This window comes from Bacillus sp. FJAT-27916 (assembly GCF_001183965.1).
Classification (GTDB): Bacteria; Bacillota; Bacilli; order Bacillales; family Pradoshiaceae; genus Pradoshia.
The window spans coordinates 3,484,923-3,499,365 of sequence record NZ_LFZV01000001.1; the positions used below are offsets into that span (position 1 = coordinate 3,484,923).

Annotated in this window: 12 protein-coding genes; 1 reads left to right on the top strand and 11 read right to left on the bottom strand. The window is 44.1% G+C overall.

Annotation, left to right across the window (positions count from 1 at the left end; genetic code table 11):
• Nucleotides 1–114 precede the first annotated feature (114 nt).
• Nucleotides 115–678, top strand: coding sequence for a glycerol-3-phosphate responsive antiterminator (locus AC622_RS17115; RefSeq protein WP_049672158.1), 564 nt, complete (start codon nt 115–117; stop codon nt 676–678).
• Here AC622_RS17115 and AC622_RS17120 read toward each other — a convergent pair.
• From AC622_RS17120 to AC622_RS17170, 11 genes are all read right to left on the bottom strand, one after another.
• Nucleotides 673–1,446, bottom strand: a complete 774-nt coding sequence (locus AC622_RS17120; protein ID WP_049672159.1) for an HAD-IIA family hydrolase — start codon at nt 1,444–1,446, stop codon at nt 673–675. The genes AC622_RS17115 and AC622_RS17120 overlap by 6 nt on opposite strands.
• 18 nt (nt 1,447–1,464) lie before the next feature.
• Nucleotides 1,465–3,162 carry an ABC transporter permease gene (locus AC622_RS17125; RefSeq protein ID WP_049672160.1) on the bottom strand — a complete coding sequence of 566 codons (1,698 nt, stop codon included), beginning with the start codon at nt 3,160–3,162 and terminating at the stop codon, nt 1,465–1,467.
• On the bottom strand, nt 3,159–4,346 hold the full coding sequence (locus AC622_RS17130; RefSeq protein WP_231589549.1) for an ABC transporter ATP-binding protein: 1,188 nt from the start codon (nt 4,344–4,346) through the stop codon (nt 3,159–3,161). The genes AC622_RS17125 and AC622_RS17130 overlap by 4 nt, the downstream gene beginning before the upstream one ends.
• A complete protein-coding gene (locus tag AC622_RS17135) occupies nt 4,306–5,352 on the bottom strand; it encodes an ABC transporter substrate-binding protein (protein WP_082197194.1) in 1,047 nt (348 codons plus the stop codon). Before AC622_RS17135 ends, AC622_RS17130 begins: the two co-directional genes overlap by 41 nt.
• A 253-nt stretch (nt 5,353–5,605) precedes the next feature.
• The gene (locus AC622_RS17140; RefSeq protein WP_049672161.1) at nt 5,606–7,411 is read right to left on the bottom strand and encodes a carbon starvation CstA family protein; all 1,806 of its coding nucleotides are present in this window, start codon (nt 7,409–7,411) and stop codon (nt 5,606–5,608) included.
• Nucleotides 7,412–7,539: 128 nt separating this feature from the next.
• Nucleotides 7,540–8,277, bottom strand: a complete 738-nt coding sequence (locus tag AC622_RS17145) for a LytR/AlgR family response regulator transcription factor (protein WP_049672162.1) — start codon at nt 8,275–8,277, stop codon at nt 7,540–7,542.
• The gene (locus AC622_RS17150) at nt 8,255–10,036 is read right to left on the bottom strand and encodes a sensor histidine kinase (RefSeq protein ID WP_049673046.1); all 1,782 of its coding nucleotides are present in this window, start codon (nt 10,034–10,036) and stop codon (nt 8,255–8,257) included. Before AC622_RS17150 ends, AC622_RS17145 begins: the two co-directional genes overlap by 23 nt.
• Nucleotides 10,037–10,177: 141 nt before the next feature.
• Nucleotides 10,178–10,378 carry a hypothetical protein gene (locus AC622_RS17155; protein ID WP_049672163.1) on the bottom strand — a complete coding sequence of 67 codons (201 nt, stop codon included), beginning with the start codon at nt 10,376–10,378 and terminating at the stop codon, nt 10,178–10,180.
• A 320-nt stretch (nt 10,379–10,698) separates the two neighbouring features.
• Nucleotides 10,699–11,865, bottom strand: a complete 1,167-nt coding sequence (locus tag AC622_RS17160; RefSeq protein ID WP_049669540.1) for an IS256 family transposase — start codon at nt 11,863–11,865, stop codon at nt 10,699–10,701.
• Between the two features lie 235 nt (nt 11,866–12,100).
• Nucleotides 12,101–13,225, bottom strand: a complete 1,125-nt coding sequence (gene dnaN, locus AC622_RS17165) for a DNA polymerase III subunit beta (protein ID WP_049672164.1) — start codon at nt 13,223–13,225, stop codon at nt 12,101–12,103.
• Between the two features lie 88 nt (nt 13,226–13,313).
• Nucleotides 13,314–14,399, bottom strand: coding sequence for a metallophosphoesterase (locus AC622_RS17170; protein WP_053103779.1), 1,086 nt, complete (start codon nt 14,397–14,399; stop codon nt 13,314–13,316).
• Between the last annotated feature and the right edge of the window lie 44 nt (nt 14,400–14,443).

Sequence of the window (14,443 nt, forward strand, 5' to 3'; positions counted from 1 at the left end):
TCTATTGTAACAAATTTCGCTTCAATCATATCCTATATGCTGGAATTCCCCCTCTTTCTCCAATTCAATCAATAGTATGTTAAAATTTACAAAAACTGCACAGGGGGATGACCAATGAGAATAGTAGACATGGTTGAGTCACAATTGATTGCAAGCATTAAAGAAAAAGAGGATATTCAAAAGGCCATAGACAGCCGAGCAAATATCGCTTTTTTACTAACTGGCAATCTAATGAATATGCAAGGAATTATTTCTGAATTGAAATCCAGTGGAATGTATGTATTCATTCATTTAGATTTCATCGAGGGACTCTCCAATACGAAAAGCGCTCTTCAATTTATTGCTCAAGTATGGAAGCCGACCGGGATTATCACAACGAAAAGCAATGTTGTCAAATTAGCAAAAGAAGAGGGCCTAATGACCATACAGCGTATTTTCTTAATTGACCGCGCTGCTGTACAAAAAGGCATCGAGAATATTCATGCCTGCAAGCCGGATGCGGTGGAAGTCCTGCCTGGATTAATGCCCAAAATCATTGATGATCTCTCTCGCAAAATAAGACTCCCGCTGATCGTCGGTGGATTGATCAGCGAGGAATCAGAAATTCTAGCGGCTCTAAAAGCAGGTGCTCTCGCTGTATCTTCAGGAAATCCTGCCATGTGGCAATTTGATTTATAAAGCCGGAACCTGCTTGATGCTGTCTACCACATAGGCTGGAGAGAAAGAGGCAGCTCCGAGCATTTCTCTTGTGGTAATTCCAGTCAAGACAAGTACTGATTTCAAGCCAAACTCATTTCCCATCTTAATATCTGTTTCCAGACGGTCCCCAATCATAAAACAGTCAGATGGGTTCATCATCAGAACATCGGTAACGACAAATTCAGCCATGAGCCGGGATGGCTTTCCTGTTATGGAATCTATGGGCTGTCCCGTTGCTCCTTCAAGAGCCCCAATCATCGCACCGCAATCTGGTATTTCACCGCCATCCACCGGACAGGTACGATCTGGGTTTGTCGCAATAATTTTCGCCTTATTCAGCCAAGCCTGATAGGCTTTGTTGATTTTCTCATAGTTGAACTGACGGTCCCAGCCGATGACAACATAGCGGGCCTCCTTCTCATTCTCCGTTATCTGGATTCCCATCTCAGTGAGTTCATCCACCAAGGGTTTTTCCCCAATAACAAGCACAGCCTCTTGTTTTTGCATCATACTCTTTAAATACTTAGCTGTAATAAAGTTGGAATTAATCACTTGATCAAGCTCAGCGGGAATCCCTAGCTTACGCAGCTTCTCAACATACTGCATCCGAGTGGCAATCGATTTATTGGTCAAGAACACAACTTGATCCCCGCGGCTTTGGAGCTCCGCAATAGCCTCCTTCGCCCCGTCAATCAGCTCATCCCCCAGATATACCGTACCATCTAAATCAAATATATATCCTCTCATCCTTCTCCTCCAGATCATTCAATCATTTTTTGATATACGGTTGGCCGCTGCCTGCAGAATCAAGACTAAGATGACTAGAATGACAGACATGGCAGCTGCTGTATAATACTCGCCCCGAAGGATATTTTGAAAGATTGCCAGACTCATTGGCGCCCATTCTGCAGGTGCTATGAGAATGGAGATAGACGTTTCCTTAATAACCGTAATGAAGACGAGCAATGATCCTGCCGCTATCCCTGGAAGCATTAATGGACCAATGATGGTAATGGCAGCGGTCAGCGGTGTTGCTCCAAGATTAATAGCCGCTTCCTCAATATCCTGCTTAATAGCTCTCATTGTTCCCATTGTCGATCGAATCATATAGGGCAATCTTCTAATCGTATAGGCAACAATCAATAAAAGAGCGGTACCGGTTAATTGCAGGGGGGCTGTGTTAAAGGTTTGAATCAAGGCAATCCCAAACGCAATTCCCGGAACTATCAACGGAATATTTGTCACAAAATCCAGCTTTGAAGCATTTTGCCGGACAACAAAATAAGAGATAAAGGTCGCAATTACGACACTTAATACTAAGGCTCCAAAGGCGAGAATTAAACTGTTTTGGATATTTCCAAGCGAGCTCGTAAAGATGGTTTGATAATGCCTTATTGTATAGCCGCTTGGCAGGAAGTCCTTCCCCCAAGTTGTTGCAAAGGATTGAATGACAATGGAGACCATCGCAAGAAAAGGAACTAAAACAATAAGAAAACTGTAAGTGGATAAGAATCTTGTTAATCCTTTATGATTATTCAATCTTTGCATTTTAGGTTTACCGGAAACAGATCCGTAATTGCGGCCTTTTGTCGATAAGGACTGCAGCCAGAAGAAAAAGGCTGCAACGAGAACCATTACGACTGTTAATATCGCCGCACCGCCCCAATTATAAAATCCTGCAATTTCACGGTAAGCCTCGACAACTAGCAAATTAAGTGCTTTTGGGGCAAGAATGATTGGTGTCCCAAAGTCAGAGAAACTTACCGTAAAGATTAATAATGCACTTGATATAATACCTGGAAGGGCAAGTGGAAATGTCACAAATGCGAAAGTGAACCAGTTTTTAGCTCCTAGATTAAGTGATGCCTCCTCAAGCGTAATATCACTCACCTTAAAGGCAGCAACCATTGGCCATAGAGCATATGGAAAGAAGAAAAACACCTGTACAATCACGATTCCAGCCATGGAATATGGATCGATCAGCATCCCTTCTCCGCCAAGCTTTTGATAAATGGCCGTTATCCACCCCGATCTCCCGAACATGAGAATAAAGGCATAGGCTGAAATAAAGGTCGGCACAATTAATGGAATCGTGCATAGGGCAGATATCGTCTTCTTAAAGGGCATGGTCGTTCTAGCGATTCCATAAGCAATGGGCACGCAAAGAACAATGACCAGTACAGCTACGGTAATGGCAAGCTGCAAGCTGTTTATAAGACTATTAAAATAGCCCTTGCTCGTAATAATAGACTCGTACGCATCAAATGAAGCCCCTTTAAACTTCTCAATGGTTGAGTTCAGAATGGCCGGATCTGTTATGGAGCCCAATACATTTACAGGCTGACCAGTGAAGCTGACCAAAAAGACGGATAAGAGCGGCAAGATCAGGAATAAGCCAAAAAACAAATAAATAAGGACTTTGACAAGTGTCAGACCATTGAATGCTCTTTTCCCTTTCTTCATATGACCAGCACCCTTTCAGGCTCAATGGCCAGCTTAACCTTCGTTCCTGGTTTCAAAATACTCTCTCCAGAGGCATAGGTAGCATCCACAATCAATGTATGACCCGCAGCCTTAACCTCATAACGGACAATAGAGCCTAAATAGGTAGAAATCAAAATTTCTCCTTCTAGTATATTCATCAATTCCGGATTCATTTCTGTATCGGCATGATGAATTTGTATGCTTTCAGGACGAATAATCACTGTGCCTTTCTCTTTGCTTTGATGATTCGTTTTTAGGGCGAATCCTTCCCCTTTAATGATGGAATACGACCCTACACGTTCAATTGATTGCACATTTAACATATTAGAGGTACCCACAAAATTAGCAATGAAAGGGCTTGATGGATGACTGTACAGGTCAGTAGGCCTTCCGATTTGCTTGACCTCCCCATTATTCATAACCGCCACGCGGTCAGCCATGCTCATCGCTTCCTCCTGATCATGCGTAACGAAAATGGTGGTAATTCCCAAGTCCTGCTGAATCCTTCTAATCGTATTTCTCATCGAATGACGGAGCTTCTGATCGAGATTGGACAGCGGCTCATCCATTAACAATACTGCCGGCTCCATCACAAGGGCACGGCCTAAGGCGACACGCTGCTGCTGTCCGCCTGAAAGCTCACTTGTCAGCCTGTCGGCATATGGCTCAAGCTCCATATACTCCAATATCTCCATGACCTTCCGTTCCATTTCCTTCGGCATACGCCCCAGCCGCCGGTTAAGCAAGCGGGCATAGACTCCCATCTTAGCGAGTACATTCTTCTCATTCAATTGTTTAATATTGAGGCTGTATGCTACATTTTCAAAAACATTCATATGAGGGAAAAGTGCATAGCTTTGAAATACCATCCCGCAATTCCGTTTGTTCGGAGGGATATGATTAACCTTCTCCTCTCCAATTCTGATGACACCTGATGTAGGCTCCTCAAAGCCTGCAATACATCGCATTGTCGTTGTTTTACCGCATCCGGATGGACCAAGAAGGGCGAAAAATTCGCCCTCCTTAATCTCTAGATTGACGTTATTCAATGCTTTCACTCCGGAAAATTCTTTATTTAACTGGTCGACTGTAACGGAACCCATGAATATCGCCCCTTCTTCCTTACTGGAATTTCTCTTTCCATTCATTTCTGACCTTGTCATAGTTTTTGTTCACCCAATCAATGTCCAGGTCGACCGCATGCGATTTTACATTCTCCAAGGTCAATGGTGTTTTGGACTCGACATCCGGGTTAATCGGAATATGATACCAATCAGCCAGTATTTGCTGGGCATCTTTTGATAGCATAAAATCAATGAATTCCTTCGCTCCCTTTTCATTTGGCGCCCCTTCCACCATTGAAATTGGATTGACGAGGATTGGTGTTTTATCAGGTACAACGAAATCGACTGTTTCGCCCTTTGCTTTTGCCTCATAGGCCATGAAATCAAATCCAACAGCGATATGGGCTTCCCCCATTGCTACAGCCTTTGTAGGGGCAGAACCGGAGTCAGGCATGGAATTCGCCTGTTCCACTAACTTCTCCATATACGCCCAGCCCTCTGATTCCCCGCGCTGCATCATTTGATTCAGCACCATTAAGGTCGAGGTTCCAGATGCAGCAGGGTTCGCAAATTGAATTTTCCCCTTCCATTTAGGGTCTAGCAGGTCATCCCATGTTTTTGGCGCTTCTTCCTCTTTCACCAGCTCGGTATTATAAGCAAAGCCAAGCACGAATACTTCCACCCCGACATACTTGTCATCCTCATGCTTTAGCTTGATACCGTCTTCAACTACATCCCAATCCTCGGCCTCCTTTGGCACATATGCACCAATAATACCTTTGTCAGCATTGGCCTCAAATGTCAGAATGCCTCCGCCCCCATACCAAGCATCCCCTTGCGGATTATCCTTCTCGGCCATCATCCGATTAACTAATATATTCGTTCCTGCATACTGAACGTCCACCTTGCCGCCTTTGATCTCTTCAAACTTAGAGGCAAGCTCCTTTGTAAAGTCTGGTGTTTCCGGTGAATACAACGTTATTTTCCCCGGTCCGTCAGCTCCACCGCCAGATCCTCCTGAGCTTTCCTCTCCTGCACAGCCAGCCAGTATTCCGCCAATTAAGCCAAGAGCGAGCAACGGCTTGCTCCAATGATATTTCCTCACTTGTCTTCATCCCCCTTTTTCTTCTTAGCCGAATAGGCAAGAAAAAAGAGAACATGCCGAATGACAGCCTTTTGTAAAGGCTTTCATTTTAGGCATCTTCTCATATTCTCCTACCTGTTTATTCGATTAACTATTATTATAAACATAATTTTCTAAATATCAACAATAATTTAAATTTTTACCAAATGTCCGATAAGATAAAAGCAGATCATACATAAAAAGCCCAGGGACAACAGCCCCTGGGCTCAGGCAATCAGACAAGTTCTTTAGCTGATTTTGCAACAAGCTCTGCCTGTGGCAATTTCATCATTTCAAGCCATTTCTTAATGGACGCTACCAAAATAACGAATCCGAGGATAAGCATGATAATGGATAGAACCCCATTCAAGATATTATAGCCTGCACTTTCTGCGTTCATATATACATTGGTAATCATCCAATAACCGGCCACATTAACCGTCACATACAAGTAAGCGAGCGGTACTAGACATGTAAGCATATACCAGCGTTTGTCCGCAATCTTCAGGATAACCGTCGCACCGACAATCAGACCGATGGAGGCCATCAATTGGTTTGATACTCCAAACAGGGCCCATACGGAGCTGATATCTCCTGAGAACAGGAGGTACCCCCAAACAAAGCAGGCGAGCGCACTGGCAAATATATTCGCCCAGAGAGAATCAGTTCGTTTCAGCGGTTTATAGAATTCACCGAAGAAGTCTTGAATTAAGTATCTGGCTACCCTTGTCCCTGAGTCAATCGCGGTCAGTATAAACACGGCCTCAAAGAGAATAACAAACTGATAGAAGTAGGAAGCTAAGTTCTTAAAGAATGGTACATTCGTAAAAATCTCTGTCATCCCAACAGCAAGTGTTACCGCTCCGCCTGTACGGCCTTCAAGGTCCATTCCGACATCCTCACTTAATCGTTCCAAATGAACTGGCTCCATATTCAATTTTTCATATTGCTCAGGCGTTGAGTTAATCGCAAAGTAATCTCCTGGCTGCAGGGAAATCGCTGCAATCAGGGCCATAATCGCTACTAAACATTCAACAAGCATCGCACCAAAGGCGACCCCTTTAATATCCTTCCAGCGATTGACCATTTTCGGTGTTGTACCGGAGCCAACGAAGGCATGGAACCCGGAAATGGCACCGCAGGCAATCGTGATGGAAATGAACGGCCATACAGGTCCTGCGACAACCGGACCTCCGCCGTTAATGAACTCTGTAAAGGCTGGGAATTGGACTTCTGGGTTAACAATGAAGACCCCGACAATAAGTGCTGCGAAAACGCCGATTTTCATAAATGTACTTAAATAATCACGCGGTGCCAGCAATAACCAGACCGGCAGTGCCGCTGCGAAGAAAGCATAGATAGGAAGTATAATAGCTAGTGTACTCTTCTCAAGCGTCAATAAATCGCCGAACCACGTGCCTTGAATATTCGGTCCAAGCACGATTGCCAGCATGATTAGAATAAATCCGACTGTTGTGGCAAGCTTCAAATTCCCTGTTCTCTTATGATACAGACCAACACCCATCGCGATTGGAATTGTGATGCCGACTGCAAATGTTCCCCATGGGTTCCGCTCAAGCGCACCAAGGACAACCATTGATAAACCAGCCATTGTAATCGTGATGATGAAGAGCATGGCAAGCCCTGTACAGAATCCAGCGACTGGGCCAAGTTCTTCTTTGGCTACTTCAGAAAGGGATTTACCATCCCTCCGCATAGAGGCGAAAAGGACGACCATATCATGGACAGCTCCCCCAATAACCGCACCAACTAATAGCCAAATTAACCCCGGCAGATAACCGAATTGTGCTGCCAAGATGGGCCCGACAAGCGGACCTGCTGCAGCGATTGCCGCAAAGTGATGGCCGAAAACCACCCATTTATTTGTCGGCACATAATCTTGTCCATCCTCTAATTTCTGTGCCGGAGTAGGATTTGAATCATCCAATTTTAATACTTTAGCGGCCATGAATGTTCCATATAGCCTGTAGGCAATCATTAAGATACAGATAGCACCTACAACAATTGTAATCGCATTCATTTTAGCTCCCCCTTTGTTGTTATCTGCCTTTATTTTAGCGAATGAAAATGCTTACATTTCATTTTCAAGCTGATTTACAAAAAGGGAGGGATGAGTTGCAAAATTCGACACTTGAAAAGCACAATTTCTTAAAAACCGACGAGCATTTTCAACTCTTTCACATATGTCCTGCTGACCGGAACCTTTGAACCATCCTCCATGGTCAAGTTATAGGTGGAATTAAACCATGGCTCAATCTCAGTGATTTGATCCAAATTGACAATATAGCTTCTGTGAACACGAAGAAATGCCCCTTCATTGATTTTCTTCTCAATCATGACGAGTGCATCACTGACCCTGTATTCCATATCCTTTGTCTTAATGATGCATTTCCCATCTCTTGATTCTAAGAAGAGAATATCACGGCAGTTCAGCAGTACGATGCGTTCATCTATCAGCACTGGAATCTTGCCCTTTACTTCACGGATAGGCTGAACAGTGGTTCGCTGCTGCTCCAATCCAATGCCCTTTGATTTCTTAACCTTCTCAATCGCCTTACATATCCGTTCTTCCTCAAATGGCTTCAAAATATAATCAACCGCATTTAGATCAAAGGCCTGAAGCGCATATTCATCATAGGCAGTCGCGAAGATAAGTGCAGGGGCTGGATCAAGCTCACCTAGCTTTTTGGCAATGCTCAGTCCATTCTCATCAGCCAGTTCTATATCTAGGAAAACCAAGTCCGGCTTTAGAATATGAATATCCGCCAGTGCGTGGTCCACACAATCACTCTCCCCAGCAATTTCGGCCTCTTTACTGCGAAGAATCAAATATTTCAGTTCATCTCTTGCCAAAGGCTCATCATCAACGATATATACTCGCAGCATGCTGTTCTTCAACTCCTTTAAAATTACACGGCATCACAAGCACTGCCTTTGTGCCTTTATCCACTTCGCTCTCAATGAAGAGCTCGCCTTGTCCATTGTAGATTCCCTTTAACCGCTCACGAATATTAAAGAGAGCTGTCCCATTTCCACCCTTAGATTCAACAACCTGATTTCCAAGAGTAGCAAGCCGCTCTTTTGGAATTCCTGCTCCATTATCCTGCACCTCTATTCTTAAGCAGCCATCCTCCATATAGACACTTACTTGAATAAGGCATTTTTTCTTTTTCCCCTTTGGGCCGTAATGGATGGCATTCTCGACTAGCGGCTGTAAGGTAAAGGGGGGAATATACGATTTTAATAATCCTTGATCAACATCAAACTGAATATCATACCTATCCGGAAATCTTGTTTGCTCTAAGTTAATATAGGCCTTCACGGTTTCCAGCTCTTTTTCAAGCGGAATCAGCATTTGCCTTGCCCCCTGTAAGTTGCCCCTGAAGAAGGCACTTAACTGAAGCAATAGCTCCCTTGCCTTCTCGGGATTCGTACGGCATAAGGCAGATATCGTGTTCATGCTGTTAAATAAGAAATGGGGATGGATCTGGGCTTGTAATGCCTTGATTTCCGCATCCTTCAATAACTTTGTCTGCTTCTCTGCCTCCGCCAACTCCAGCTGAGCGGAGAAGAGATTGGCCAGTCCCTCGGCCAGCATCTCCTGTACCTTATCAAGCTTTGCCGGTTCGGTATAATACATTTTCAGCGTACCAGCGACTTTTTCCTTCACCTTAAGCGGCATGACAATTGCCGCTCTTAATGAACAATCCTTATGGCCGCAATAGATGGCCTCTCTCGTTCGTGCAACCGATACCTTCCCTGTCTCCAGCACTCTTCTCGTCAAGCCTGTTTCAGGTCGCAGATTTGCCGCATGATGGTCAGATGCCGCTCCAACGTGAGCAAGCACCAGCTCTGTATTCGTTATTGATACGGCATCCGCATTCGTCAGCCGCAGCATGATCTTCGCAATTTCCTCAGCAGAATGCTGGGTCAGACCTTGACGGAAATAAGGGAGCGTTTGATCGGCAATATCAAACGACTGATTAACCTGGATAGCACGCCCCATCTCATCATCTCGCTTAATGGACTGCACGATAAACATGAACAATAATGTTCCAAGTCCATTAATGCAAATCATTGGGATGCTGATATAGCTGACCAAGTCCCAGGCATGTTCAACCGGCTTTGAAACAAGAAGAATAATGAGCATCTGCAGCGCCTCCAAAGTCATGCCGACCACAACTGCAAATCCGGCTGTCACAGGCTTGGACAGCTCCTTTCGCTGCCGTCCGATATAGCCCGCAATGACCCCTGCAACAACTGTTGAAATCGCACAGGAAAGAGCTGTGAAGCCACCTAAGGAATAGCGGTGCACACCGGCTATCAAGCCGGCTCCAATCCCGACGACAGGCCCCCCAAGAAGCCCGCCGATCACTACACCCATCACCCGCGTATTTGCAATAGCACTTTCTGCCCCAATCTCTGACAACCATCGATTTTGTTCAATGGAATGTCCATAAACCTCTATACCGGTATAATTGCTAATGATGCCAAATGCACCGAACAACACAATCAATCTAAGCTTTACATACTTATTATGGTCTTCCTGTACAATTTGCCGGAACGAATGAATCTTCGATAATAGGAAGGCAACAATCACGATAATTCCTACTTTTTCCAGCATAGCTGGGACTAATTGAAGCATCTCAGGTTCCACCCCTTGCTTGTTCAAGATCATGTTGATTCCTTTGGTATTATTATATTCTCAAAATCTTCTAAAACAAAAAGATAGCACCTGTGATGGATGAGTTTGTAAAGCAGGAGACCTTGTTTAGACCCTTTACTATTAGAAGTCGTTCCTAATGTTTTTTTCGCCCTTGCCTCGAATATTCCGCCCTAAGCAAAAATTACCGCCCATCGTTCTCTTCAATCGCCCATATTCTACTTTTTCCGCCTTGAAAATTCCTTGTTCGCCCTTAAGTGACTCTATCTCGCCCTGAAAGTCCTTGTCTTCGCCCATAAAACTGATCATTACGCCTTTAACCATGTGGAATTTACCCTTAAAACCCTGAAAGCAGACTGTTGCTCATGACCATTGAATTCCTATTTGTCTCTAAACGTATAAAACAGACAAGCAGATAGCCTTTTTGATCGAAATAGAGTCAAGTCCTCACTTTTGTGTAAATTACTAAAACAACTGTTTTCCGCTAACTTAGTTTGATTGGTTTGTTGTTTCCCCCTACATTTTTTTGAGCGAAACTTCCATGGTTCCCTAGCTCACAATCAGTGAAGGTTGTCAAAGATGTCCTTTCCTTTGACTACCTTCACTGATTGTGAAATCATCATGGATGGAAGTTTAAAATAGACCTATTTACCAAGAGATTTTTTCTTGTCATAGCTAGATTCTTGATAATGCATCAAAACAGCTCCCACTAACCGAAACGCAGATTGGGTGTTTGGAAAAATCCGTATGACCTTTTCTCTTCTGCGGACTTCCTGATTTAGTCGTTCCAGTGAGTTTGTACTGCGGATATGAGGATGCATCTTCGCGGGATGACTCATGTATTGGATGGTATCTTCATATCCATCATCAAGTATTTCCAGGGCCTTTTCATACTTAGGTTCGTCACTAAATTGCTTCATTAATTCCTCCTTGAAACGCCGGCTATCCTCTATTTTTACAGCTCCGAATACTCGCTTGATCATGCTCCGTATTTCTTCCGAATTCTTTTTGGGAAGCTTCTCGATTATGTTGCGCTTAAAATGGACATTACATCTTTGCCAGCTAGTCCCAATGAACTCACGCTGGATGGCTTTCTGTAAGCCCTGATGTGCATCGGAAATCACGAGTTTTGGGGATTGGAGACCACGAGATTTAAGCTGTTGGAAAAATCTCGACCAACTTTCGAAGCTTTCCACATGATCTATGCTCAAGCCGAGGATTTCCCTTTTGTTTTTCTCCGTTATAGCTGTCGCTATATAGACAGCTTTTGATACAACCCGATGGTTTTCCCGCACTTTAATGTACATGGCATCCACGAAAAGATAAGGATAATAATCCATATTTAATGGTCTATTTGCCCACTCGTTCACAACGGGATCCAACTTTTGAGTAAGAGAAGAAACAAATGATTTAGAGACACTTTCACCGCAAAGCTGTTCGATGATATGTGTCACCTTACGGGTAGAGACTCCATTGATCACCATTTCCAGCATGGATAAGATGAAGGCTTGGTCACAACGAGCATATTTCTCGAAGACCGTAGGGGAGAAGTCACCACTTCGAGTTCTGGGAACCCTCAACTCAAGCTTGCCGATACTCATCGTCAACTCACGATCATAGTAGCCGTTTCGAAAATCACGTCGCTGGTTGGTGCGCTCATAAGCCGAGGCTTGGATGAACTCATCTCTCTCTTTCTCCATGTACTCGTTTAAGACCAATACAACCGCCGATTTAATGACAGTATCTAGATTAGAATTAATAACGGATTCTTTTAAAATGTCCATATCAAGGTTAAACTGTAACTGAGTCATTTATATTCCTCTTTTCCACTAATTTTTCGTAGCTGAAAACAGTGTTGCCAAGAGTGAATAAAATGACTCTCTTTTTTTACACAATTATATGGACTTAATCCGAAATAGCCTGTCTTCATCAAAAAACCCTTCTTTTGGCGGTATAGACGATACGGCTGGTCAAATGAGACCCATCATTCTACAACGCAAACAAAAAACCAGTCCTAAGACTGGCATCCTCTTAATCTATCTTATTTTACGATCGTACAGGGGATATCAGATGCAGGTGCTCTTCAACGCCGAATGGCTGGACAAGCACGGGTCTGATTAAACCGTGAAAGCTTAGGACAACCTTGTCCTCCTTGATTGATTTAAGCGCATCGAGCAGGTAGCGGCCGTCAAGCATAATCTCCAGCTCCTCTTCCCCATCAACCCACTCAACCGTCTGCACCTCTTCAATCTTTCCGACTGCAGTTGATTTGGAGGAAATCCTCAGCTGTGCGCCGTTCTTAACAGCCAGGGAAATGGTATTATGACGCCACTCACTTGCAAACAGGCAGGCACGGTCCACACCGAGCAGGAGTTCCTTCCTATTGGAAGCAATCACACACATTGCCTCTTTCGGAAATAGATTCTCGATGTTCGGGTAATTGCCTTCAATCAATCTTGATAATAACAAGAGGGAGTCTGATTGAAAGAGAATATGATTATCAGAGATTGCCATTTTTACTTCGGGTGCATGCTGCAGGAGCTTAGCAAGATCCAACAAGGTTTTGCCCGGCACAATACACGCACCCTTCCATTCTGCCGCCACGCTTGCCCTTCGCAAAGCCAGCCGCTGAGCATTCGTTGCCGCTAACGCAAGTTTCCCGTTCTGAATGGAGATGTGGACACCTGACAAAACGGGCCGTGATTCTGCCTTTGCCACAGCGAAGGCTGTTTGTTTGACCATTTCTACCAATTCTCCTCCAGAAACTCTCACGATATTAGCACTATCCATTTCCGGGAGAGCAGGGTACTCCTCGGGGTCGTATCCATTCATGGTCGTGATGATCTCCTCTGATTGTACAGTAATATGGAGCTCTTCATCTGCCTCTATGAATATATCGCTTGGGAGCTTTTTCACCATTTCACTGAAATACTTACCCGGAACAACCGCGCTGCCTTCCTTAAATACTTGCATGATTGGTTTACCATCGAGCCTAGCAGGGATTGTCCTCTGAATAATGATATCTGAATTGCCGCCCGTTAAGGTCACCCCATCCGTATTTGCCATTACTTTGATTCCGCTCAATATAGGTAACACGTTTCGATTGGAGACAGCATACATGACTTCTTGCAGAGCCTGCTTGAAATAGTCCCTTTGGATTGAAATTTGCATAGCGAGAACCTCTCCGTCATCCGATTTGAATAGCTTTATTTTAGCATATATTGACAAAAAGCACGCATCCGTCAGATGCATGCTTCACTTAATCAAAATTCACTTCAATAATCCACGCCTCAGATCTCGTGCCAATACGAAGCGGAGGTCCCCAAGTTCCAAAGCCAGAAGAGACAAAGGAATGAAGATTGCCTTTCTTCAAATAGCCCCAATCATTTTCATATATCCAACCCGTGATTAAATTGCCCGGGAATACTTGTCCACGGTGCGTATGACCAGAGAGAAGAATATCGACTCCACTTTCCTCAGCCTGTGCCAGTTCGACCGGTGTGTGGTCAAGCATGATGATTGGCTTTGAATGGTCAAGCCCTTCAACAAGTTCACTGATGGAAGAACGATTATCATCGGTTAAATCCTTGCGCCCAACCAGATAAAAACCATTCTTTACTTCCACGGTCTCATCCATTAACATCTGGATGCCGACAGCCTCAAACTCTTCTTCAAGCTCTTTAAGATCATTTCCATAATAATCATGATTTCCCGGGGATACATACACACCTAGAGGCGCCTTCATTCCGCGGAAAATCTCAATCATATTCTCCTCATTAAACGTATCAATCTGGTCATCAATGATGTCACCAGGTATCAGTACGATATCAGGTTTCTCCTCCTCCACCATGGCAGCCAGCTTTTTCAGATGACCGCTCCCTACGATTGGGCCTAAGTGCGTATCAGAGGCCATGAATATCTTAATGGAATCGCGTCCAGCCTCTTTATTCACCTCCACTTGGTCATATCGCACAACCGGACTGAATGCCTGATAGGAGCCATAGGAGATGACCGCTGTAAAGAAGAGAAAGTAAATGATGCCCATGACCATAAGGCCTCTTTTCCTTGCTAAGTAATAAGCTAGGTTCATGAATGGGAGCAGCACAAGACTGTAGCCGACAATGATGAACCAATAGCCCCCCACCCATTTAAAGATGCCAAGATGAGGAATCATCCCAATAAACATGGATAAGGATAGAATAAGAAACAGGACCGTATAGGTTTTCTTAAACCTTCTAAGCGGAGATACCTCAAGCCAGGCTCTCCCGTTTCGCCATATATAAAAGGATATGGCTCCATAAATCAATACGGTAAGGATAATCATCAGCACCATCTTCACGACCATTGCCCAAAACCTCATCTCACTAGAATTACTATTAGCATATCATA